General features: G+C 40.4%; 23 protein-coding genes. 12 read left to right on the top strand and 11 right to left on the bottom strand.

Translation table 11 applies throughout. The features are described from left to right. Positions 1-7: 7 nt before the first annotated feature. Positions 8-1,219: a metallophosphoesterase family protein gene (locus AKG37_RS14670; protein WP_060699478.1), complete on the bottom strand. Its 1,212-nt coding sequence runs from the start codon at positions 1,217-1,219 to the stop codon at positions 8-10. Between the two features lie 172 nt (positions 1,220-1,391). Here AKG37_RS14670 and AKG37_RS14665 point away from each other — a divergent pair, with 172 nt between their 5' ends. After that, a complete protein-coding gene (locus AKG37_RS14665) occupies positions 1,392-1,580 on the top strand; it encodes a YhzD family protein (RefSeq protein ID WP_060699477.1) in 189 nt (62 codons plus the stop codon). A 31-nt stretch (positions 1,581-1,611) separates the two neighbouring features. On the opposite strand, the gene AKG37_RS14660 is transcribed toward AKG37_RS14665, so the two are convergent. Together AKG37_RS14660 and AKG37_RS18935 are read right to left on the bottom strand one after the other, a co-directional pair. Next, positions 1,612-2,385, bottom strand: a complete 774-nt coding sequence (locus AKG37_RS14660) for an enoyl-CoA hydratase (RefSeq protein ID WP_060699476.1) — start codon at positions 2,383-2,385, stop codon at positions 1,612-1,614. Between the two features lie 24 nt (positions 2,386-2,409). Beyond that, entirely contained in the window at positions 2,410-2,604 is a 195-nt protein-coding gene (locus tag AKG37_RS18935; RefSeq protein ID WP_060699475.1) for a hypothetical protein, read from the bottom strand. Between the two features lie 353 nt (positions 2,605-2,957). Between AKG37_RS18935 and AKG37_RS14645 the strand changes: the two genes are divergently transcribed. Together AKG37_RS14645 and AKG37_RS14640 are read left to right on the top strand one after the other, a co-directional pair. Beyond that, entirely contained in the window at positions 2,958-3,455 is a 498-nt protein-coding gene (locus AKG37_RS14645; protein ID WP_060699474.1) for a cation:proton antiporter regulatory subunit, read from the top strand. A 3-nt stretch (positions 3,456-3,458) separates the two neighbouring features. Next, positions 3,459-4,685 (top strand): cation:proton antiporter, encoded by a 1,227-nt coding sequence (locus AKG37_RS14640; protein WP_060699473.1) that lies wholly within the window; start codon positions 3,459-3,461, stop codon positions 4,683-4,685. A 33-nt stretch (positions 4,686-4,718) separates the two neighbouring features. On the opposite strand, the gene AKG37_RS14635 is transcribed toward AKG37_RS14640, so the two are convergent. The 5 genes from AKG37_RS14635 to AKG37_RS14615 form a co-directional block, all read right to left on the bottom strand. Beyond that, positions 4,719-5,993: a lysine N(6)-hydroxylase/L-ornithine N(5)-oxygenase family protein gene (locus tag AKG37_RS14635; RefSeq protein WP_060699472.1), complete on the bottom strand. Its 1,275-nt coding sequence runs from the start codon at positions 5,991-5,993 to the stop codon at positions 4,719-4,721. Positions 5,994-6,068: 75 nt separating this feature from the next. After that, positions 6,069-7,568, bottom strand: coding sequence for a coproporphyrinogen III oxidase (locus AKG37_RS14630; protein ID WP_060699471.1), 1,500 nt, complete (start codon positions 7,566-7,568; stop codon positions 6,069-6,071). Positions 7,569-7,681: 113 nt separating this feature from the next. Next, positions 7,682-8,548: a Cof-type HAD-IIB family hydrolase gene (locus AKG37_RS14625; RefSeq protein WP_060699470.1), complete on the bottom strand. Its 867-nt coding sequence runs from the start codon at positions 8,546-8,548 to the stop codon at positions 7,682-7,684. Between the two features lie 448 nt (positions 8,549-8,996). Beyond that, on the bottom strand, positions 8,997-9,353 hold the full coding sequence (locus tag AKG37_RS14620) for a YlbF/YmcA family competence regulator (protein ID WP_060699469.1): 357 nt from the start codon (positions 9,351-9,353) through the stop codon (positions 8,997-8,999). A gap of 121 nt (positions 9,354-9,474) precedes the next feature. Beyond that, entirely contained in the window at positions 9,475-10,608 is a 1,134-nt protein-coding gene (locus tag AKG37_RS14615) for a DUF445 domain-containing protein (RefSeq protein WP_060699468.1), read from the bottom strand. Between the two features lie 215 nt (positions 10,609-10,823). Between AKG37_RS14615 and AKG37_RS14610 the strand changes: the two genes are divergently transcribed. The 7 genes from AKG37_RS14610 to AKG37_RS14580 all read left to right on the top strand — a co-directional run bounded on the left by AKG37_RS14610 (position 10,824) and on the right by AKG37_RS14580 (position 17,080). Further along, positions 10,824-11,933 (top strand): YheC/YheD family protein, encoded by a 1,110-nt coding sequence (locus AKG37_RS14610; RefSeq protein ID WP_060699467.1) that lies wholly within the window; start codon positions 10,824-10,826, stop codon positions 11,931-11,933. Continuing rightward, positions 11,890-13,245: a YheC/YheD family endospore coat-associated protein gene (locus AKG37_RS14605; RefSeq protein WP_060699466.1), complete on the top strand. Its 1,356-nt coding sequence runs from the start codon at positions 11,890-11,892 to the stop codon at positions 13,243-13,245. The genes AKG37_RS14610 and AKG37_RS14605 overlap by 44 nt, the downstream gene beginning before the upstream one ends. 156 nt (positions 13,246-13,401) lie before the next feature. After that, positions 13,402-13,611, top strand: coding sequence for a YheE family protein (locus AKG37_RS14600; RefSeq protein WP_060699465.1), 210 nt, complete (start codon positions 13,402-13,404; stop codon positions 13,609-13,611). A gap of 20 nt (positions 13,612-13,631) precedes the next feature. Beyond that, complete coding sequence (locus AKG37_RS14595) at positions 13,632-14,510, top strand: helix-turn-helix domain-containing protein (RefSeq protein WP_060699464.1); 879 nt, start codon at positions 13,632-13,634, stop codon at positions 14,508-14,510. Between the two features lie 126 nt (positions 14,511-14,636). Next, on the top strand, positions 14,637-15,743 hold the full coding sequence (locus tag AKG37_RS14590; RefSeq protein ID WP_060699463.1) for an ABC transporter ATP-binding protein: 1,107 nt from the start codon (positions 14,637-14,639) through the stop codon (positions 15,741-15,743). Between the two features lie 229 nt (positions 15,744-15,972). Further along, entirely contained in the window at positions 15,973-16,176 is a 204-nt protein-coding gene (locus AKG37_RS14585) for an alpha/beta-type small acid-soluble spore protein (RefSeq protein WP_039177528.1), read from the top strand. Between the two features lie 286 nt (positions 16,177-16,462). Beyond that, positions 16,463-17,080: an NAD(P)-dependent oxidoreductase gene (locus tag AKG37_RS14580; protein ID WP_060699462.1), complete on the top strand. Its 618-nt coding sequence runs from the start codon at positions 16,463-16,465 to the stop codon at positions 17,078-17,080. A 119-nt stretch (positions 17,081-17,199) separates the two neighbouring features. Here the strand turns inward: AKG37_RS14580 and AKG37_RS14575 are convergent, their stop codons facing one another. Next, entirely contained in the window at positions 17,200-19,215 is a 2,016-nt protein-coding gene (locus AKG37_RS14575; protein ID WP_060699461.1) for an ABC transporter ATP-binding protein, read from the bottom strand. Further along, positions 19,212-20,969 (bottom strand): multidrug ABC transporter ATP-binding protein BmrC, encoded by a 1,758-nt coding sequence (gene bmrC, locus AKG37_RS14570; RefSeq protein ID WP_060699460.1) that lies wholly within the window; start codon positions 20,967-20,969, stop codon positions 19,212-19,214. Before bmrC ends, AKG37_RS14575 begins: the two co-directional genes overlap by 4 nt. A 557-nt stretch (positions 20,970-21,526) precedes the next feature. On the opposite strand from bmrC, the gene AKG37_RS14565 reads away from it, so the two are divergent. Continuing rightward, entirely contained in the window at positions 21,527-22,033 is a 507-nt protein-coding gene (locus AKG37_RS14565) for a universal stress protein (protein WP_060699459.1), read from the top strand. A gap of 45 nt (positions 22,034-22,078) precedes the next feature. Here AKG37_RS14565 and dat read toward each other — a convergent pair whose 3' ends face one another. Continuing rightward, positions 22,079-22,936: a D-amino-acid transaminase gene (gene dat / locus AKG37_RS14560; RefSeq protein ID WP_060699458.1), complete on the bottom strand. Its 858-nt coding sequence runs from the start codon at positions 22,934-22,936 to the stop codon at positions 22,079-22,081. A gap of 294 nt (positions 22,937-23,230) precedes the next feature. Here dat and AKG37_RS14555 point away from each other — a divergent pair, with 294 nt between their 5' ends. Beyond that, on the top strand, positions 23,231-24,085 hold the full coding sequence (locus AKG37_RS14555) for a polysaccharide deacetylase family protein (RefSeq protein ID WP_060699457.1): 855 nt from the start codon (positions 23,231-23,233) through the stop codon (positions 24,083-24,085). The last annotated feature ends 35 nt before the right edge of the window (positions 24,086-24,120 follow it).

The following is a 24,120-nucleotide window of genomic DNA, read 5'->3' as shown; positions in this document are numbered from 1 at the left end:
TTTCTCATCATTGTTTCAGCTGTTCAGTCAGCAGCCTTTGTGCTTCTTCTTTTATATCCAATTCATCTTCTTTGGTGAGCGATTTTCCTGACTTCCTATAGACTGGGTGACGCTTGATCGGTGAGAGCAGCTCTTCATATGCCTCAAACTGTGCGATTTCTGCAGTTAGTTCCTTCAAAAAAGAGTCTTGCGGATAGATCACATTCTCGTTTGTTCGGCAGTCAATCGACATCACCCAAACGAACACGTCTTCCTCTTCTTCCTGTTCATGAAGAACAGTCATCAGCTCCTCGAGGACCTCAAGCTGCGTGCGCTCAAAGTAAGGAGGGGCATCACCTGTCAATTCAATCTTCACAAAATGAGGAATGCCTTCCTCTTTTAATTCACCGATTTTACTTTCCACAAGCGTCACAAGATCCGTCATATGACTTGTTTCTGTGATGTCTATAGCCAGCGTCTCAAAGATGACATCTGCACAGCTTATAAATTCTGCTGTCTCAGAATTTTCGGAGAGGTGAACAAAATAACAGCCCTTTTCACCCGTTTCTTTTATATGCCTGCCCTGTACATTGCCAGGATAAATAATCAGTGGGTCTTCATGCAAAAAGGCTCTCTTATGGATATGTCCAAGCGCCCAATAATTGAAATCCCGCGAAAGAAGCTGCTGAAGCTGAAATGGTGCATACGCATCATGTCCTTCTTGACCGGCTAATGTGCCGTGAAGCATCCCAATGTGATAAGCCGCATTTGTCGTTTTTTCATAATGAGATGTCATATTTTCATAGACAGCCCGCTCTTTGTAGCTAAATCCATAAATACTCGCGACAAGCTGATTCTCTCTATAATAGGATTGCTCACTTGGTGTACTGCTTGAAAAAACATGTACATTCTTGGGCCACTCAATCGGTGTCCATTCACCGCCTAAATGATCATGATTCCCATAAATAATAAAAACTTCAATCCCGTGTGTTTGCAGTCTTAAAAACTGATTTCTTAAAAACAGCTGTGCTTTCAGACTGCGATTGGATTCATCAAATAAATCTCCGCTCAGCAGCACAAAGTCTACAGCCCGCGCAATGGCGTGATCAAACATGTTCTTAGCACTTTGAAATGTACTTTCTTTGAGCCGCTTAAAAATGGAATCAGGGATATTCGACATCCCTGCAAATGGACTGTCTAAATGTAGATCTGCGGCATGAATAAAGGTGAGCTTAGTCAAACTTCTATCTCCTTGTCCGATACTGTCATTGTCCATATTTTATCACGCCATTTTTACGAATGCACGTTCTATCACTCTCATTCTAAAAAACACATTTTAAAGGGCTAAAAAAGAGGTTTTGTTATATTCCTTGTTTAATTACATTAAAAAACAGAGGAAAGGAAGATGTGGAATGGAGAAGACATACTATTTAACCGTATTTGACCGGTCAGGTGAGGCTTTACTAAATGAAAAAGTCACAGCAGACAGTGACGAAAAGGCAAAGGAATTAGGGCGTCATCGCTTAATGGAACAGAAATACACGAAGCATTCACATCGACTCGTTGATGATGCAGGCAAACTTCTTTTATTTGAACGTTAAAAAAGCCGGCATTCGCCGGCCTCATGTTCATCTATGCTTTTTGAAACACAGGTCGTCTTTTTTCTAAAAAGGCCTGTATGCCTTCCTTGTGATCATGGCTTTCTCTCAGTCTTGCCTGTGCGGCTCTCTCTTTTTGAAGAACTGCTAAGAGCTTTGATTCTGACTGCTGGAAATAGATCATCTTTGTTTCAATAAATGCTTGAAGCGGCATGTTCATGAACGGCTTCACACACACCTTTTGATACGTATCGACCTCATCCTGAAACACCCCGTCTGCAAGGCGCAGCTTTAACGCTTCATCAGCTGGAAGCTTTTGGCCGCTCCAAATCAATTGTTTGGCAGTTTGCTCACTGACTCTTTTTGTAAGGAAAAAATGCCCCCCGCCATCTGGGATTAATCCTACTCCATTAAAATTCATGGCGAGCTTTGCATCCTGATGCATAAACAAGTAGTCACAGCTTAGGGCAAAGCTAAAAGCAAGGCCTGCTGCTGATCCGTGGACAAGCGCAATCGTCACTTTTTTCATACCAGCTAGAGAAAGTGTAATTCCCTCGATCAAATCCATCACACGATGGAAATCCTCTTCATTTTCCTGCTTAAGCATCATCCCAATATCTCCGCCAGCTGAAAACCCTTTCCCCGCTCCCTTGATTACAACGACTTTTGCAGGGCTTTCCTCCGCTGCATCACATGCCTCTTTGAATTCAGCAAACATGTCCACATGAAATGAATTATAAGCTTCCGGTCTGTTGAAAACGATTTCAAAAACATCCCCGTCTAACTGACAATTGATATAAGTCATCATCCATCCCCCTTTTCAATTAAAAGCTCATGACTTACTTCCATTTCCATCAAATAAAACCTTTTTCTCTAAATAAAAAATTTCAAGATCAATTGATACTAAAACAAGCATAATGATTGAAACAAGAAATATATTTTTATATAGTAAAATAAGAAAGAAAATAATGTTGAAAGGAGGATGATGTTCGATAAGATGTTCCATTATAATGTTGGTTAGCTTCATCGTCATGTTTTCTCCTTTTTCAAATAGCGTTTTTGCTTCACAAGCAGAAGCGAGCACACTTGGCCTTATTTCTCCATCCATCTATGATGAAGAAATAAACGCTGTGAAGACACCTCCATTTACCAAAAAACATGCCTCAACTATTCTGTTGAAAGACAAACTATCAATGGCTGATGCAAAGACCTTTCTTACAAGGGCTGCTTCATCACCTGCGTTATCCATTGATCTATGTTTTTTGGAAATGAAATGTGCGATCCCCATTATGTATCAATCAAATTACCTCTACTCATTCATTTTATTTCATCCGTATTCACTATATGAGAAACACAACCTATCATATTCGGAGGGATAAAATGAACATTAAAGAAAATGATCTTCCTGGGATCGGAAAGAAATTTGAAATTGAAACGAGAAATAGAGAAAAGATGACGATTGTGATTCATGATGATGGCAGACGAGAGATTTATCGTTTTGACGATGATGATCCAGATGAAGTGCTGTCCACCATTTCTCTCGATGATGCTGAATCTCGGCAAATCGCTGCTATTATCGGCGGCATGGTGTATAAACCGCAGGCACTAGAAACCATTGAAATGGCCTTTAACGATTTGATCATTGAATGGTTTAAGGTGGAAAAAGGGGCAAAAGCGGTTGGACATACACTCGGTGATTTAGATGTGAGACAAAATTATGAAGTCACCGTGATTGCGATCATTAAACATTCAAATGAAAAATTACTCAACCCTGGTGCCGATTCGATTATTCAAGCGAATGATACGATGATTATTTCAGGCGAAAGAAAACACTTGAAGCGATTGGTACGTGATTTTCTTTCTAGAGGGGGAGAGTGATGAATGGATCATTTAGTCTTTGAGGTTGGGACGGCGCTTATTCTCATCGCCATCGCCAGCTTAATTGCCAACAAAATTAAATTTTCTATCATCCCTTTTCTCATAGTGCTCGGAATGATTGTTGGGCCGCATGCACCAACCATCGGGATCATTGATTTGAAATTTATCGAAAGCACAGAAATTATCTCGTTTTTTGGCAGAATGGGCGTCTTGTTCCTCCTCTTCTATCTTGGACTTGAGTTCTCTGTCGGAAAACTGATTAAATCAGGCAAATCCATTGCAGTCGGCGGATCTATTTATATTTTGATCAACTTCAGCTTAGGGCTGCTTTATGGTTTTATCACAGGATTTGGATTCCTTGAGGTTCTCATTATGGCAGGGGTTATCACCATTTCATCCAGTGCCATTGTCGCCAAAGTCCTTGTCGATTTGAAACGAACAGCGAATCCTGAAACAGAGTTAATTCTAGGGATTATTATGTTTGAGGATATTTTTCTCGCCGTTTACTTATCGGTCGTATCAGGTCTTGTCCTTGGAGATGCCACTACTGTTGGCGGTGCCTTATTATCCATTTTAATTGCTTTTGGTTATATGATGCTTTTCTTTATCATTGCGCGCAAGCTGCCAAAACTATTAAACAAGTTGTTTGATATCCGTTCGAACGAAGTGTTCATCATTGTGATTTTTGCTGCTCTGTTCTTTGTCGCTGGTTTCTCAGAAACGATCCACGTAGCAGAGGCTATTGGGGCACTCTTACTTGGTCTTGTTTTCTCAGAAACAGAGCACTCTGACCGCATCGAGCATCTCGTGGTTCCATTTAGAGATTTCTTTGGGGCAATGTTTTTCTTCAGCTTTGGTCTCAGTATTGATCCATTTACATTAGGTGACGCTTTCTGGCTTGCGATCGGCGCTGTGATTCTCACCTTAATCGGGAACTTCACTGCCGGAATGTTCGCTGGACGGAGAGCTGGATTTTCTCATAAAGCCTCTTCTAATATTGGATTAACGATCGTATCAAGGGGAGAGTTTTCAATCATTGTAGCCGAGCTTGGCATTGCGGGCGGACTTGCCGCTACATTGAAACCATTTGCTGCATTGTATGTCTTAATCCTAGCGATTTTAGGACCGCTGGTCACGAAAGAATCTAAGCGGATCTATCAAATCCTAAACAAAATTTTCAAATGGAAACCTGAAAAACCAAAAGTAAAAAAAGAAACGACGATCCCATAAAAAAGGGCCCTATGCTTGGGCCCTTTTTATGTCTTATTCAAATTGCTGAAAGGCTGTTTCTTGCTTGGATGGCGCTTCCTTTACCCCGCGAATGGTTTGAATCACTTTCTGGTTGCGGTAGATCGACAGCTTTAAATTCGTCGCCGCTGTTCCATGAGAGTGATCAAGATTCGTGAATGTAAAGAAATGATAGGGGCGCTTGTCTTTGAAGACAAGTCTGAAGTCGTCTGTCACTTTAAAATGATCATCACTTTCCCATTCAATGAAAGGTTCATATGCGTGAAACCATTCAGGAATATTCGGCGTGTACCCTGTAGCCAATACGACATGATCTGCTGTTATGCTCTTTTCTTTCTTCAGCTGCCACTGCCTAAGGTGCAGCTCCAAAGGCTGATATTCGCCTATTTGAATGGATTCAAGCTCGGTCATTGGCTGAATGATCACAGATGGCTCATCACCTGAAACAGAACGATGGTACAGTTCCTGATAAATGCGTGAGAGCGTTGATGCATCTATGCCATTTCTTAATCCTGTCAGCCTCGGCAATGTGTTCATCCGTTCTTCATAAGGGAGAGAATGAAAATACTCGACATATTTTGGTGTAAATAGCTCTTGACCAAGCTCTGCTGTCTCCAGCTCTCTAAATTCACTTGAACGTGTAAACCACGAAAGCTGCTGTCCTTTCTTTTGATGCAAAAGCAGGTCTAAGAAGATTTCAGCTGCACTCTGTCCTGAGCCGATCACCGACACCGAATCAGCTTCGTGAAGTGCTTCCTGCTGATCTACATAACGGCTGCTATGGGTCACATATGGGTATGCTGCTTCAGGCACATCGACCGGTATCATCGGTTTGCTTCCTGTTCCAAGCACGACATGCTTTGCACGATACTCAGATAACGAACCATCTTTCAATCGTCTGACTTTCACAAGGTAGCCTTCTTGGCAGTCCGTCACTTCTTCTACCTTCATCCCAAACTGACAGCTATCTAACTCTCCTGCAACCCATGATAAATACTCATTGAATTCTCTTCGCGGGATATCAAACTGTTCAAATGTATAGAACCGGTGAAGTCTATTTGATTCATGTAAATAATTTAAAAATGTATACCTGCTTCTTGGATTCGCCATTGTCACAAGGTCTGCTAAAAAGGAAACTTGTAAATCCGTTCCTTTTATCAGCATACCTGGATGCCAGGCAAAGTCGGACTCCTGTTCAAAAAAACAGCATGAGACATCCTCATACTCCTCTAACAACGCTGCCAATCCTAAATTGGCAGGCCCAATCCCAATTCCGATCACATCAATCATATGTACACCCGCTTTAACTTTTTATCCCTTATATACCCTTTTGTATATGAAAAAAACACTGCGTCACCGCAGTGTTTAAACGTGAGAAACGAACAATGACTCTAGGAATTGAATTTTCTCTTCTGTATAGTGTTCATAACGATCATTATACGACTTTGGATCTTTTGGATTGGCATACTGCGTAATTTTTCCTGACCGCGGATCAATGAATTTACTCGCTGCCCCGCAGCCAATACCAATGATTGTCTGCACTTCTTCCATGATGATGATATTATACAAGCTTTCCTGCCCATCTAATGAATACCCGACATTTTCGAGATTTCCCAAAATATTTTTTTGTCTATATAAATAATATGGGTAATATTGATGTGCTTTCGTCCAATTGACCGCTTCATCCATCATACGTGTGATTTCTTCTCGGTCTGCCACTTGATATTTCTCCTTATTGCGGGTCATTTCAGATGCTCTTTTAAAGGAGAGCGTATGCACGGTTAAAGATTCAGGCTTGAGCTCTTCTGTCTGCTGCAAGGAGTTCTGAAATTCTTTGATCCCTTCTCCCGGTAAACCGATGATTAAATCCATATTAATATTATTCATCCCGTACTGTCTTGATAAATGATACTTCTCAATCGTTTCTTCCACACTATGGTGCCGTCCGATGGCCTTTAGTGTTTCATTCTCATACGATTGCGGGTTGATACTAATCCGGTCAATATTGTAGCGGTTTAACACCTCTAGCTTATCAGGCGAAATCGTATCAGGTCGCCCTGCTTCTACTGTAATTTCTCGAATATGCTTCACATCAGGGAACGAACGGTACATTTCTTCATACAGCAAATCCATTTCTTCCGCTGTAATGCTCGTTGGCGTGCCTCCGCCAAAGTATACGGTCGTCACTTTGATGCCATGTTCCTTTAACCATGCGCCCATTTTTTGCATTTCATAATGCAGACCAAACAAAAACGTTCCCACTCTTCCAGCTTGTCCTTTAATCGCGTAAGCAGGGAACGTACAATAAGCACATTTTGTTGGGCAGAAAGGAATGCCGATATAAATACTCACTTCCTGCTGAAGATCATACAGATCTGGAATCGCTTGAAGCTGACGGTCGACAATCTCCTGCATCAAATCGATTTTTTCATCATGAATCAAGTAATCCCGTTTTAACGCCGCATGTGCGTCTTCCTTTGTCATGCCTTCTCTCAGCATTTTATGAAGCAATTTCGTAGGACGTATTCCTGTGAGAATCCCCCACTTTTGTGTCATTCCTGTATGCTCCTGAAGCAGGTGTAAATAAACAGACAGCACTGTGTTCTTGATTTGCTTCCAGCGCTCCTTATCGTTCAAGCCCTCCGGGACATCTCGTGTAAAATGGCTGGTGATGTCAGATCCAGCGATATGGCCTGATGCTTCCACCATGCCATTTTCATCTTTCCAACTAAATACCATGACCAAACCATCATCCAATTCACTTGGATCAAATATCACTTCACTATCTTCTTCAAATAAATTGGCTATATTGACAAGCGGGCGATGAAATCGTTCATCTGACAGCCCTTTAATTAAAATTCGCATCGTATCACCTTTATCTTCAAACTTGTTTCATTTTACAAAATTCATGTAGGAAAAGCAATGAAGGGAACAGATGAAGACCCTGTCATTTCTTGATTGACAGGGTCTTCACTGTATTATCGTTTAATATCAAATTGATGTAAAAACCCTTCTCTTTGCTGCATTCTAAAGTATTCCTTGATCATATAAGCGACCCCCTGCTCATCATGAGAACGTGTCACCCAATCGGCTTTACGCTTGACATCAAGGGGTGCATTTCCCATCGCAACACCTAAACCAGCCAGTTCAAGCATTGGAATATCATCTGTTCCATGTCCAATGACGACCGTATCTTCTAAAGTAAAACCGAGTGCAGAGGTTAAAAGAGAAAGTCCCGCTTCTTTCGAAACCCCTTTGCTTACAATATTCATTTTCTCATCACTGATCCTAATAAGATCTACAGATGGAAATGCTTGTTGAATGGTCCGGTGAATCTCAGGCTGAAGCTCCGCGGTCGAATAGACTTCAATCACTGGTGTACTAACCGGTTCATCCATCAGCATATCACTTAACGATTCAACAAATTGGACGGGATAGAAAATAGGATCAGACGGATGAATTAACGTCTTTCCCATGAGCTGAGACTGCGTTTTTTTCCGATTGCCGATCGAGAATTTTTCATGCAGCAAGCGGACATTACAATCAAAACTTTCAAGGATTTGCACAAGATTAAATGTTTTTTCTTCCGTTAATTTCTTCACATGAAGCGGCTCATCGAGTTTATCGGCGATAAATGCACCACTATGCGTCACAAGAGTTGAAGCTGGAATCTTCAACGCCTTGGCAATTTTTTGTGCAGAACGAAAATGCCGGTTGGTGACAATCGTCACGTAAACCCCTTTTTTCTTTACATATTCAATAGCTTCTTTTGTAGCGGAATGGATTTTTCCATTGGAACGCAGTAACGTCCCATCTATATTGAGTGCAAGTAGTTTTTTTGACACTGAGGCATCCCCCTTCTTGATGACTGTACTTACGATGAGGATATGCCCTAGCTTTGTACTTTAGAACATGCAGTTGTAAGAGCCCAGATTTATGAATAATTAATAAATAAAAAAAGCCTACCCCTAGGCTTTTTTTTATGTATGGTTTGGATGCGTAACAATGGAGTGGTGAAGCTCCCCATGATCCCCTTATCTTTCACACACCAAAGCATTGCTTATATCAGATCCCCTTATGCTTTGCGTTTCTCCCAGAAGCGCTTCTCTCTCGTTTGGCTCACCGCCACAAATCCCAAGTGAAACGCACCCAATTGCCCCTTGAGAGCGCCCTTTTGAAAGCACTTTCAATATATGTATTATCGCAAAATTTATGAGCTTCGACAACCTTTTTTTAAAAGATATTCATGGGAAATATGAAACAAAAAAAGGGCGAATTTCATCGCCCTTTCAATTAATTTTCTTCTGGATTCCCATAAAGCTCTTCAAGAGGCTTCATGATAATTTTATTTAATTCACCGATCAGAACACTCACACGTTGTTCTGCTTCCATCAACTGAGAGATTTTATCGTGCTGTTGAACAAGTGCAACTGTTTTTTGAGCTTGCTCCACTTCTTCTTGAGTGATCTCTTGACCAGTCATTTGTTTTTGTTGAAGGTTTACTTGAATGTCACGGAAGTTCTCAAACATTTTTTTAGAGGACTCATCCGCGTTTACCTCATCATAAAGATTTCTTAAAGTTGAATATTCTTCGCTATGACGCAATGCTTTCTCAAGGTCATATGCAACATCATAAAGATTTACAGACATGTTATGTCTCCTTTCTATCCGTTATCACCGATATGATCGGCGGACACCACTCCACTATAACAAACTATGGCTTTCGTTTCACATATATACAATGAATTCAATAAAATTTCTCTAGCTTATCTTAGAATAGCACAACAAAAACAGCCTGGATTGCACCAATTATTCCGCCTAAAAAACCGCCTAGAAATGTAATCATCTTCAGCTCTTTACTGGAGATGCTGACCACAAGTTCCTCCATTTTTTCAAGCGGGAAAAGTTCAATTTGTTCACGAATGATGTCTTCAAATTGCAGCTTTTCAAGCAGCCCCTCTAAAGCAGTTGATGCCGCTGCGACTCCTTTATGAATCAATACTGGTGCAAAGTGTGTTTTAAGGTCATCAGCTACAGCACCGACATATGTTCCAACTGGTTTGTCTAATATCAGCTTTGTAGAGAAATGAGAAAGCAATTGGTTTTTCACACTAAAAATAAGCTCCTTCACATTCCATTTTTCATCAAGCTCATGAAGAGAAAACTGCTTCACCTTGTCCCATTCTTGAACAAGCAAATCTGATAAAAATCTTTTTGTTTCTGCGTTTCTTAAAAACTTAATGATTTCAGGATGTACACGATCAATTAAGCTTGAATTTCCTAAAAACATTTGGACCATACTGCCAAGCATCCCACGCTCTTTTAAGAAATCATCAATCATATTGCCAAGCCTTGCCTTGCCTTCATCACTTTCAAAATAATGAATGCCTCTCTTTAATATATAATCTGCAGCATCTGGAATTTTCGACGTTATTTTGCTTTCCACTTCCAGCGGGAGCAATTCAAATAAAGTTTGCTCATTATATGTTTCAAGCAATGAACCGAGCTTCTGATCAGACCACTGATGGAGCCATTCATCTGCTTTGACGTCAGCCTGTGAAAAGCCGAATTTTTCTAGCAGAGAGAGCACGGTTATCTCCATACTTGCACCTTTGTCAATATAACGATGGACTGTATGCAGTATCTCTTGCTTTGCCTCCGAGGTTTCAAATCGTTTTTGAATACCTTCTGGCGTAAGTAAATGCTCCATCACCATGACACCAACCTGCTTGGCTACTTCATCTCTTCTTTTAGGAATGAGTCCTGGAGTAAATGGAAGCTGTTTCCCAAATAAGTAATATGGCTTATAAGGCCGAAAAAGCATTTTAATTGCAAGATGATTTGTCGCTGCTCCTATGACTGCTCCTATAACAATCATAAAGATAAACGTTGTGAATATATTCAAAGTCGTCATCTACCTTTCAAACAACACCCGATGTTTATTGTTTTGATCTATACGTATTATAGTGGTTGTCAAGATCCCAAGCAAATGAAGCACGCAGCGAGAGACATATGATCAAGCAATCTGTCGTAATGATAAAGGAGCGCAGGCATTATGTAAAATCATGAAAAAGTGTTTTTCTGATAGTAAAAAAGAAGTTGAAAAGAAGGTGCTTTTTAATGACATCAACATTAGGTATTGTAACCCTTTCTCCGCAATATGAAGAGATATTTACACGTCAGCTCGCCAAAGCTGCCCCTGCTTATCGTTTAAAGGTTGTTCGTTTTACACCACTTGATTTAAAGCCGGCTTCTAATTTGATTCAAGGTCAAATATATACGAGTAGCAAAGGGTTTACCGACGCAGAATTTCCGATCCCTGACTTGATTTACGACCGCTGTCTTTACCAGCATGACGCACAATCTAAAAAAGCAAAACCAATCATGGAATGGCTAAAAAAGTATCCAAAAACAGATTTTTTGAATACCGGCATTTCAAATAAAATGGTCCTATACGAGCAGCTCCGTCTTCTCCCTTCTTTACAGCCATATTTACCAGTCTGCTCATTACTAAAGGAGCCCTCAGATCTGATCAATTTGGCAAGGAAAGGCGGCGGTTATTGTAAGATGCAGCCTCTCTCTCAGCAGCATGGAGCATCTACTTACTTCATTTCCTTTGATGGCACATCAACGTTCACCGTTCAGCTAAGTCCCAAGCAAATTATTACATTTTCTCGAGCGTCAGAGATGGAGCGCTGGTGCAAAAAATATATCGGGAGGTATTTCCTTCAATTTTTTAACACGAGTAATCAAAAAAAGTTTTTCATCAATGAAATCAGGATTTTTCTTATGAAAGATTCAAAAAATCAATGGAATCGTATGGGGATTCACACAAAATCACCTGCGGAAAATAGCCTTTTTAATCTTACACAAAAATCAGCTGCTGTGATAAGCTTTGAACACTATTTAAACACATTGCAGTCACACATCAAGGAGCTCCTTTTAGATGATATTGAATCCATTCAAGCATCACTCCCAGCTTTTATAGATAAAACCCTTTCCCCTTGCTTTGAATTTGCGGTAGATTTACTTCATACAAGTGAAGGCAGACTTTTCATATCAAATATAAAATCAAAGCCAGGACGCTCCGCTTTTTTAAAAGCTTTCCCTGAAAAGGAAAATCAATTGGTTCGTACCATTCTTGAACACGCACACTCAATGAAGTCTCAACGGAAGGAGGTTTCTCATGAACAAAAATCGCTGCATCATCGCCCCACATCCCACAAGTGAAAAAACAATTCATTTTCCCGTCCATTTTAAACAGAAGGATGCCATTTATTCTCTTGCTCTAGGGTCTCGTTTAGTAGACGACTTCAACATTTCCTATCATCAACATCCAAATAAAATTTTATTATCGGAAGATCTATATAGAGATTTACTGATTCCTTATCCATCAAAAGCTGATGTGATTACCATTGATCATACACTTTTTATCGGACCGTTGATTGGCATTTTCACGGCAGGTTTTAAGCAAGGCACGCAGCCATTAAGAAAGAGATCAGACTTTTTCATCAAACTTTTGCACTCTTTCAATCGGCATGCTGGCTTTGCCTATCTTTTTGGTACACATTCTATTGATTGGGAAAAAGGAATAGTTGAAGGACTGTTTTACCAACAACAATCATGGGTTAAAAAACAGATGCCCTTGCCGTCAGTTATTTATGACCGGCTTCCAAATAGAAAAGCTGCTCAATCAGCTTTCATTCAAGAAACGAAGCGAAAACTCACTCAAGACTATGATATCCCTTGGTTCAATCCTTACTTTTTTAATAAATGGGAGATTCATGAACAGCTATTAGCAGATGAAAAAACATGCCCCTTTCTTCCACATTCCGAAAAATTAGATCCAGTGGACGCTCTAAGGAAAATAGAAACACTTCTCCATCTGCATCATGTTATCTACTTAAAACCGATAAACGGAAGTCATGGAGACGGTATTTATCAATTAAAAAAGGAAGACCACGGAGTCACTGTATCCTCAAATCTTGGATGGGCTATTCCATATCGCTCAATAGAACATTTCGTTCAAGGGCTGCGAAAGGATTACGCCATTCATGATTTTATTGCTCAACAAGGCATTGAGCTTCTTCAAATAGATAATCAACCGACGGATTTCAGAGTTCATACGAATAAAAATAAGCGCGGTCATTGGACAGTCACGGCAGTAGCAGCAAAGGTTTCTGGAGGTCAAACTATTACGACTCATCAGTTACATGGGGGAGCTGTGAAAACACTTTATGATGTGTTTCCAGAAGAGAAGGAGCGATTGCAGATTTTACAGCAGCTTTCTCATACCGCCATTACTCTTAGCCAGGTGATAGATGAAAAAATGGCCGGACATATTGGTGAAATCGGTTTGGATTTAGGCATTGATCTGACAGGCGCAATCTGGATGTTTGAAGCCAATTCCCGCCCAGGACGAGAGATTTTCCAGCATGCCTCTTTGAAAAACTCAGAATGGCTAATCGGAAAAAGAATTACGGAATACGCATCTTATCTTTCAAAAACCTCACTCTCAACTACAGACCACGCGAACGTATAATGATTGCTTCCTTGTCACATTACGGTGTTCTGAAATCTTTGCTTTTCCTATGCTCTTTTCATTAGATGAGATACAATAAAAGCAAGTTCAAGGCTGTTTCCGGATTGTCGTGTTTGTTTATTGTTTCATCAATAAAAGCAAGGAGGCAATGATGATATGATTTCTCATTTTCAATGGAAACCCCTTTTTAAGAAAGCACAATTGCCAGGCTGGAAAATATCCTTTTTTCACAATGGTGCACACTATGAAGGCATTTACCACAAAACAGGTGATATTGAATGGGGCTCCCAGCTTCCGCCTCATGAAGTTGAACCAAACTTAAAAGAAGAAATCCACGAATTAATGCTATTCCATATCTATGATTAAACTGTTTAAGGAGCCTCGCCATGTTAGAAAAATTAAAGCTTGTTTACGGAGACCATATCATCAGCTCACCTACTCATGACAAACAAATCCTTTGGTATCAAACAGAAGAAGGCGAAATTTTTGGAGTAGATGAATCGGCACTTACAGCAAGAGAAACACGTCTTCTTAATTCTCTTCTTACACCGATTGATCTATCTCATACAGCTCAGACGGAAGATGAACAAAAATGGTCCAGCTTTCTTTTTGATAACAAACCACTAACCGTCCAACTTCCCGTCCGTGTTTATTATTTTAAAATGGTCCATCAAGCAGAACAAAGACAGCAAATTAAAGAGGCTGTGAATAACAGCCTCGAACATACTCATTATTTCATATGGACAGGCACTGAAACAGCCATGCTAATTCAACCAAACGCGACCTCAGAAAATAGTCAATTAGATCAGCTAAAGGATTTGTCTCTGGCCATTACAAGTGATTTTTTAACCGACTCCGTCTTTATACAAGGACAGCTGCATTTGCCAAATGACCATTTGAAGATGAGATTATTAAATGAACAACAGCTCTTCTTGTACCATATGCAGCGAGACAAGCTTAGATCAGGGGTTTCCACATTTTATCAATGCCTGCCATCGTTTCTTTGTTATGATGCATCCGCCCTCTCTGAGGCTATTTCGGATGCCTTTAAAGAAGCGGTCATGGACCGGGACGTTTACCGCACTCTCATGACCTATATGCAATGTAACTTAAACGCATCCAAGGCAGCAAAAGCGTTATATGTTCACAGAAACAGCCTTCAATATCGAATTGATAAATTTATTGAACGTACTGGGCTAGATATACGACATTTTTCAGAAGCATCAGCCGCTTATTTTATGATGACTCTTCTTGATCTTTCATAAGCATCCTGCCCAAAAATAAAAATAAGATGTTGTGCACGTTGTCCATTTACAGACCATTCCCCATTTTATACACTTTATTTACGAGTAAAGCGCTTTCAAAAAAAAGAAAAGGGGAGGTTGTCATCAATGGCTGAAATGATGCTTAATCAAATTTATAAAGTATACGATAACAAGGTAACAGCAGTAGACAACTTTAATCTACATATAGAAGATAAGGAATTTATTGTGTTTGTTGGCCCATCAGGCTGTGGAAAATCAACAACCCTTCGCATGATTGCGGGTCTAGAAGAAATTTCACAAGGAGACTTTCTGTTAGATGGAAAACGAATGAATGATGTAGCACCGAAAGACCGGGATATCGCAATGGTTTTCCAAAACTATGCGTTGTACCCTCATATGAATGTGTACGATAATATGGCGTTTGGATTAAAGCTGCGGAAATTCCCAAAAGCCGAAATTGATGAACGGGTTCGAAATGCCGCCAAAATATTAGGACTCGAGCAATATTTAGATAGGAAACCAAAAGCGCTATCTGGCGGTCAAAGACAGCGTGTGGCACTTGGCAGAGCGATTGTACGTGATGCAAAGGTCTTTCTTTTGGATGAGCCGCTCTCTAATTTAGATGCAAAACTTCGTGTTCAGATGCGTGCAGAAATTTCTAAACTTCATCAGCGTCTGCAAACGACATTTATCTATGTCACACATGATCAAACTGAAGCCATGACAATGGCAACCCGCCTTGTTGTCATGAAAGATGGTTTTATTCAGCAAGTTGGGGCGCCAAAAGATGTATATGAAAACCCAGAGAATGTATTTGTAGGTGGATTCATCGGCTCACCTGCGATGAACTTTTTTACAGGAAAGCTCTCTGAAGGTGCCATTGCGGTTGGGAAAACGCATATTCGTGTACCAGAAGGCAAGATGAAAGTATTACGCAGCCAAGGCTATATTGGAAAAGAAGTCATTCTTGGCATTAGACCAGAAGATTTTCACGATGAGCCAGTATTTATAGAGGCGTCTGAAGGCACAAAAATTGATGCTAACGTAGAAGTCGCTGAATTAATGGGAGCAGAAACGATGCTTTATTCTTCTCTCGATGGTCAATCGTTTATTGCACGTGTTGATTCTCGTACGGATGTACAGGCCGGACAGTCTATACCTCTTGCGATTGATATGAACAAAGCACACTTCTTTGATTCGGATACGGAGCTGCGCATTCGCACAGCTGAATAAAGGGATGTAGAGCTACGCCATCACTCAATATTGAGTGATGGTTTTTTGTATGCTGACACAACATTTACCATGTTCTTTTCTCGTATGTTTTTTTCGGAAATAACCATAATACTTAGTACAAAGCAGTTACTGCATTGGGTTTCGCCAAGTGGCAAATGACTTGATCATTTCGCTGGTGCGATACCAGCAAACCCAACCAAAAAAATCATATACAAAAAGGAGAATCATCATGGCAAATTCTAATAGTTCAAATCAATTACTAGTTCCTGGAGCAGAGCAAGCAATCGATCAAATGAAATACGAAATCGCTTCTGAATTTGGTGTAAACCTTGGAGCAGAAACAACAGCTCGTGCTAACGGTTCAGTTGGTGGAGAAATCACAAAACGTCTTGTGTCTTACGCTCAACAAAACCTTGGTGGAACAAAAGCTTAATTTCATATTTGGATCATAGAAGGCACCTCTTACGGTGTCTTCTTTTTTTGTTTTTATCCTTCACCAATCACCTTTCTAGCTCATATCATGTAGTAGAAAGGAGCGGATCTTGATGGACATTATTTCCGGTATGAACTTTGAACTTCTACAATTTGTAGGGATCTCTCTATTATGTGAATATGCTCATAGTATTCGGTCCTTTCACCTTTATAAAAAAAGCATCACATAAAAGTTGTACCATTTTAGGTTCTTTTCACTTATAGTATGTAGTGGAGGGATCGAACAGATGAAAATAGCTCTTTTCGGTGCTCATGGACGTGTAGGACAAGCATTTCTTCGTTTCGTTCAAGTAGATGATCGTTACATGGTTCGTTCATTGATTCGAACAAACCGAGAAGAAATGCTTGCGGGTATGTTTCAAGTCACCGGCAATTCAAGAAATCGAGAAGATGTGCTTGAGACAATGAAAGGAGCAGATATTGTTGTGAGCTGTCTATCAACTGATGGCGATGATACACTATCTGTTTCCATGGAGAATATCGTACAAGCCATGAAGCAAACAAATACATCAAGAATAATTACCATTGGTACGGCAGGGATTTTAAAAGCAAGGCAGCAGCCGGAGCTTTACCGTTTTGAAACAAATGAATCAAGGCGGACCACTTCCCGAGCAGCTAAAGAGCACGCCAAAGCGTTTGAAATCCTTCAATCGACTGATCTAGATTGGACCATTATTTGTCCAACCTATTTACCAGATGGAGAAGTGACACGGTCATATCGCTACGAGAAAGATTTTCTCCCTATAGATGGAAAGAAAATTTCAGTTGAAGATACCGCCCACTTTTTATATCAGCAGTTAAATTCGAAGGAATTTTTGCATCAACGCGTCGGTATCGCTTATTGATGATGCAGCCTATCCAAACAATATAATCAGTAAAGGGTCGAGGGCAGAATCCACGACTTTTTCAAGCAAGCGAAAAGAGCCTCATTCAATTTCGAAGAGGCTCTTTTTTGTAATCATTATCAGCTGTTTGCAACAGCACCCTTTTGCAGTTCATACATTTGCGCATACAGTCCTTCTTGCTCCATGAGTTGTTCATGACTGCCCCGCTCGACAATTTCACCTTTTTCTAACACCAAGATCATATCGGCTTTCTTAATGGTGGATAATCGATGTGCAATGACAAAAGTCGTCCGCCCTTCTTTGACGACATCAAGCGCCCTTTGAATAATCGCTTCTGTTTCTGTATCAATGTTGGCGGTTGCTTCATCTAAAATTAAAATCGCTGGATCGTATGCCAATGCGCGTGCGAATGAAATCAACTGACGTTCCCCTGAGGAAAGGGTGCTTCCCTTTTCAACGACTGGTTCATCAAAGCCTTGCGGCAGGTGCTTCAATAACTCTACTGCACCTACTTGCTTTAATGAAGATTCAATCGTTTCTCTTTTGATGTCGTCATTTCCTAAGCTGACATTGGATGCAATCGTACCAGAAAATAAATACGGGTCTTGAAGCACAATGCCCATTTGTTTACGCAGCGTTTGGCGCGATTGATCATAAATGCTTTTGCCATCTATGAGAATGTCTCCTTGCTGAATGTCATAAAAACGCAGAAGCAAGTTCATAATCGAGCTTTTTCCAGAACCGGTATGACCCACAAGTGCCACCGTTTGGCCTTTCTTTGCCTCAAACGTAATGTTCTTTAAGACATTTTTCCCTTCATTATAAGCAAAGGTGACATCCTTGAACTGAACGTGTCCCTCTATCTTCTCCTGAACAGGTTCTTCCACTTCTGTTCCTGGCTCATCTAATAATCGGAACACCCTTTCCGATGAAACTCTTGCTAATTCCAGCCGCGAAAATTGATTCACAATGCCTGTGATTGGCTGAAACAATCGATTCAAATAATCGACAAACGCATAGAGCACACCAATAGACACGATGCCGGTCGCACTTAATGACGCACCGCCAAAATACCATATGAGTGCCACATACGCTAAGTTTCGAAGCAAGTTAACTAAGTTATGTGAAAGAAGTGAATTTAAATGCAGCATCTTTCGCTGATATCGAAAGTGATTGTTATTTAACTCATCAAATTCCTCTTTCGTCGCTTTCTCATGACGAAATGCTTGAATAATGGTCATTCCTTGTATGGCTTCATTTAACTTGGCATTGATTTCACTGATAATTGAACGAATGCGGTGATTGTACACGGATGCAAACTTTCTGTAAGTCATCGACCATAAGAAAATAATCGGCACTGCCACCAAACAAATGAGTGCCAGCTTTACATTTAATAAAAACATGGCAATATAAATCCCAATCATGTAAATGGCACTCGTTACGAAATTAGCTAGGACTGTTACATATAAATCACGAATGGTTTCTGTGTCATTGGTGATCCTCGCTACAACCTTTCCAGCCGGTAAATTATCAAAATATCGGATCGGCAGCGTTTGGATGTGCTCAAATACGTCTATCCTCATTTTTTGAATAATGCGATTTGCAATCCTCTGGAGCAAATAATGCTGACCATACTGAAAGAAAATCGCTATGATGAGCAGCCCTAGATAAAATAAAACAAGCTGCAGCAAACCACTGATTTCCGGCTGATAAAAAGCGAAAATTTCCTCTTTTGATAAGCGCTGTACTTGATAGGTCGCATGCTCGTTCCCATTTTCAATGGTGAGCTGATCTCCTGAAATCTTTCTGTTTCCATCAAATCGAATCGGCTCATTTACAAAATAGTAACCGAATCCGACTTGCACCACATTGATTTGCTTCCCAGATTCGACTCCATTGTTTAATCGATCGCTTCGTAAATAGTTATTTCCCTGGTAATAAACGGTTTTGTCTGTTTTTTCATTGACCTCGACATACGGTTTTTCTACACCTAGAATATGATCATCAATCATTTTCTTCCCAATAAATGGTCCTGTCAGCTCAGCACCAACTGCAATAATGAGAAAAATTAAGGCAACAGACAATACTTTCTTATATAGGAGTGCGTAGGCAAGGAGTCTTCTTCCTGTTGTCATGCCTCATCCCCTCCTTCCAGCTGATTTGTCAGCTGCTGACGCAGAAATTGTTCTTTGTACCACCCATCTTGCTGGATGAGTTCGTTGTGGGTGCCCTTTTGGACAATACGTCCTTCTTCCATGACAAGAACGAGATCCGCATGCTCAACAGCTGAAAGACGATGAGTCGTAATAAATGTTGTTTTGCCATGACGATTTTGTCTTAAATTTTCTAAAATAGCGGTTTCTGTTTTTGCATCTACCGCAGAAAGTGAGTCATCGAGAATTAAAATGTCAGGATCAATTAATAAAGCACGTGCGATGGATATTCGCTGTTTTTGTCCGCCTGACAGCGCCACACCTTTTTCCCCAACCATGGTTTCAAGGCCCTCTGGCAGCAGTCGTAAATCCTTTTCAAAATAAGCATCTTTAATGGCTTGCGTCAGCTCATCTTGCTTCGCGTCCCGATGACCAAAACGCATATTCTGTTCAACACTTTTCGAGAAAAGAATATGATCCTGCGGTACGTATCCGATCCATTGAAATAGTTGATCCATTTCAATGTCTTGGATCGGAACACCTGATAGCAAGATTTGCCCATCACCTGTTGGATACTGGCGCAGAAGCTGTTTCACGATGGTCGTTTTGCCGCTTCCCGTTTTGCCTGTAATTCCAATCGTCTGCCCTTTTCGAACCGTAAAGGACACATCAATGAGATTATTTTTAGATGAAGTTGGATACCTGAATGTCACATGATCAAATTGAATATCTCCCGGCTCTTGTAACGTTTTTGGCTGAGCAGCATCTGTTACATCCGGCTTGTAGCTGAGTGTATCATTCAATCGATCTAATGACGCATTTCCTCTTTGCATAATATTAATCAATTCGCCAATCGCAAACATTGGCCAGATCATCATTCCAAGGTAGACGTTAAAGGCGACAAGCTCCCCAATGGTTAAATCACTTTGAAACACGAGATAGGCTCCGTAGCCGATTCCAATTAAGTAGCTGATCCCCACAAGTAATTTCACTGTCGGCTCAAACAATGAATCAATGATCGCCACTCGCATATTTTTTTTGAATACATCATCTGTCATTTCGCGAAAGCGTTCGACATCTTGTTTCTCCTGTACAAAAGACCGAATGACGCGAACACCTGCTACTGATTCAAGGACACGATCGTTCATATCACCAAATGCATCTTGAGCGACTGTAAAGCGATCATGAATCTTGCTGCCATAAAATGCAATTAAGAGCGCCATGAGTGGCATAGGGATAATCGCCATCAAAGTTAATTTCCAGCTAATCGTCATCCCCATCGTAAAAAAGATCATCAGCATATAGGCAGTGGAATCAACTAAGGTCAGAACGCCAAAACCCGTCGTTAAGGCAACTGCATTTAAATCGTTTGTTCCTAATGCCATTAAGTTGCCGGTTTTTTTCTTTTCATAAAAGGTCGGTGTCATTTTCAGCAAGTGTCGCATCAGTTTCCCGCGCATCACACGCTCCATGACATTTGCGCCGCCAAACAATTGATACATCCAAAAATATGTAAGTGTATAAACGACGACACCTAGTAAACAAAAAATAGTCACATAAAACAAAATACTGGATGTTGTAAATTGACCAGAACGAATGTCATCAACTGCCTGACCAAGATATTTTGGCGGCAGCATTTCAAATACATTCACAATGAGCAGGAGCGTAATAGCAATCGTATAACGCCTCCACTCTTGTTTAAAGAACCAGCCTAATTTCGCAAATACTGAAAACATGTTTGTCTCTCCTTTTCAAGCTAGCCGCTTTCTAAATTTTCCTGCAAGTCACCTTGTTTCATTCTTTGAGCTTTTGTCATTTGTCTTGATTTTGGCATGTTCACATGCTTTCACTCCTCTTCATTTACTTGTTGTTTTCCATTCCTTTATTTCGAAATCCGAAATGAATCCAACAAAAAAAGAGGCCACCAGCTGGCTGGTACGCCTCTTTTCATCATAAAAAAAGGCGCATGTTGACAAATACGCAACATACGCCTTGATTCATCCGATCAATTGGAACATACGTGTTCCTTTTCAATGACCAATGAAGGTGTAATTGTCACGTGAATCAACCCAATCATGAAGTTTGATTTCATTCTTCCAAGTTTGCACATGACATTTCCTCCTTTTGGCTCTTGAATCCTTTTTTATCTTATAGTGGCTGTCACCATTTTGTCAATAAATATTTTTCAATAAATGAAATTTTCTAACAAAAAGTCGGTTCCCTTTATGTGTATCTTTTTCTCATAACGGGTATACCATGTGTGTAAAGACTCCTTTTGAAAGGAATGAGGACATTGTTTCAAGCTGATCGGATGGTCGTTGCGTTTGATGGACATGAAGACAGTAAGAAAGCATTAAAAAAGGCAATCGCTTTAGCCAAAACCTTGCATGCTCAGCTGACCGTTGCCTATGCACATGATGGCAAATCTAGCAGACAGGTATTTGATGCCCCGCGCCCAATGACTGGCGGAGCTTATATCGGCGGCGGTACGGCAGATCTTCAAACACCTCCTGTGTATGTACCTCATGATGAACAGCAAAGTCCCTTGATTTTTGAAGACCATACTGAAGAGGTCGTTGCGGAAGCAAGAATGCTTTTAAATGAGGAACAGTTTGAGGCTGCCATTGAAATTGTTGAGGGAGAACCAGCAGAAGCGATTATCGAATATGCTGAAGAAATATCAGCAGACCTCATCGTTATGGGAGCACGTGACCAAAGCAGATTAAAAAAGATGCTATTTGGCAGTGTAAGTGAAAAGCTATCAGCAAAATCAGATATCCCTGTGCTTATTGTGAAATAAATGCATCACAAAAGGCTGTAAACTAATGTTTACAGCCTTTTTTATTTATGAAGAAATGGATGCTTCACTTTCATGTTTAATTTTTTGCTGGAAGCCTTCCTGTACATGCTTTGTCAGCTCTCCTGGAACGCCTTCCCCTACTGGCTCGCCATCTATTTCAACAATCGGAATGACTTCAGCTGTCGTGGAGCTGATGAAAATTTCCTGCGCGCGCAGCAGTTCTTCTTTACTTATACGAGTCTCTTCAACACTATACCCTTCTTCCTCACATACTTCTAACAGCTTTCTACGGGTAATGCCGTTTAAAATGAGATTGGTGGCTGGATGAGTGCGAATCACGCCGTCAATAACGGCATATACATTCGAGGAGGTTCCCTCTGTCACAAAACCTTCTCTAATGAGTATTGCTTCAAACGCACCTGCTTCAGATGCTTTCTGCTTTTCCATGACATTATATAAAAGATTTAAGCTTTTGATATCACATCTTAACCAGCGAAGATCCTCAGATAATATAGCCTTTGCACCAGCTGTCTGCTCTTGAACAGGCTTTTTCACTTGGAACGTATATGCCGTGATTTGAGGAGTAAGAGAATCGCTATATTGATGTTTACGAGGTGCGACTCCCCGCGTGACTTGAATATACACACCACCATCTGTTAATTGATTGTGAGCGACGAGCTGTTTTAACTTTTCTTCCATATCAGATACTGTACCTTGCAGATGAATGCCGATTTCCTTTGCACTCTTGAACAGACGCTCTGTATGTTCCTTTAATGTAAACAAAGTACCATTGTATACACGGATGACCTCATAGACTCCGTCACCAAATTGATAGCCTCTGTCCTCAATATCAACATGTGCATCCTTTTTTTCAACGATCTCTCCATTGTACAAGACTTTCATATGGAATCTCCCCTTCGCTTTGCAATAATGGTTGAATCTGATGCTATCTTAGCGGATAAATGGGTATGTTTCAATGATTATTCAGAATTATTTCACATCATCTAAAATGGATAACTCCTTATTGTAACAAATATAGATTCATAACCAAAAAGATTCCAATTTTTTAGCATCTTCTATATTCATAGGCTCTTTTTTCCTGTATACTGACTCCATATGAACACGACAAAAAACATCGAAAAAAGACAGAATCCACTACATAGTTACACAAATTTTTGATTTATTGGAGAGATTGTCATGCAACGGGTTACGAAAAAAAAGACACCTTCAAACACCATGCTGCTTACAAAGGCGATTGGTTTAGTCATTCTGACACTAATCCTCTTTTTTATTTGGGATATGTCCAAAACCAATATGCAAGCAGCAGATCAGCCGGCGAAATTGTCTGCGAGCAGTCAATTTAGAGACACGAGCACTAGTTTGAAAGCAAAAGATGATTCTAGAAAAACATTAGATGCACATTTTAAAATTAATTCAAATAAACATATAACAGATCAAACGATCTTTTTAACCTTTGATGATGGTCCATCAGCAACATCTAATCAGCTGTTAGATGTGCTAAAAGCGCATCAAGTGAAAGCCACATTCTTTATGCTTGGACCGCAGATAAAAGAACACCCGGCAGCTGTGAAAAGACTTCATCAAGAGGGGCACCAGTTAGGGCTTCATGGCATCACGCATGATGTGAAACGCTTTTATCAAAAAAGTGATTCTCCCGTGAACGAGATGAAAGAAGATCAGCGCATTTTAGCTTCTGTCACAGGTGAATACACACATCTTGTGAGAACACCTTATGGCAGCGTCCCAAATTTAACTGATCAGCAAAAAACACGGTTAAAACAAAAAGGCTTTATATACTGGGACTGGACCATTGACAGTCTTGACTGGAAATATAAAAGCGCCAAATACGTACCAGAAGTATTAAATCAGCTGCAAGTGCTGGAGACAAAGTATCCAAAAGAACCAAAAATCATTTTAATGCACGATCAACCTGCGACCGCAAAATACTTGGGCAGCCTAATTACGCAGCTAAAAGCGAAGGGCTATACATTTGAAGTTCTTGATGAAACAATGAAGCCACTGCAGCAATAAAGAAAACCCCGCATCCTAAAGTGCGGGGTTTTTTA

This window comes from Bacillus australimaris (genome assembly GCF_001307105.1).
GTDB lineage: Bacteria > Bacillota > Bacilli > Bacillales > Bacillaceae > Bacillus > Bacillus australimaris.
The sequence above is the reverse complement of the archived record's forward strand: the minus strand, read 5'-3'. Positions and strand labels throughout refer to the sequence as shown.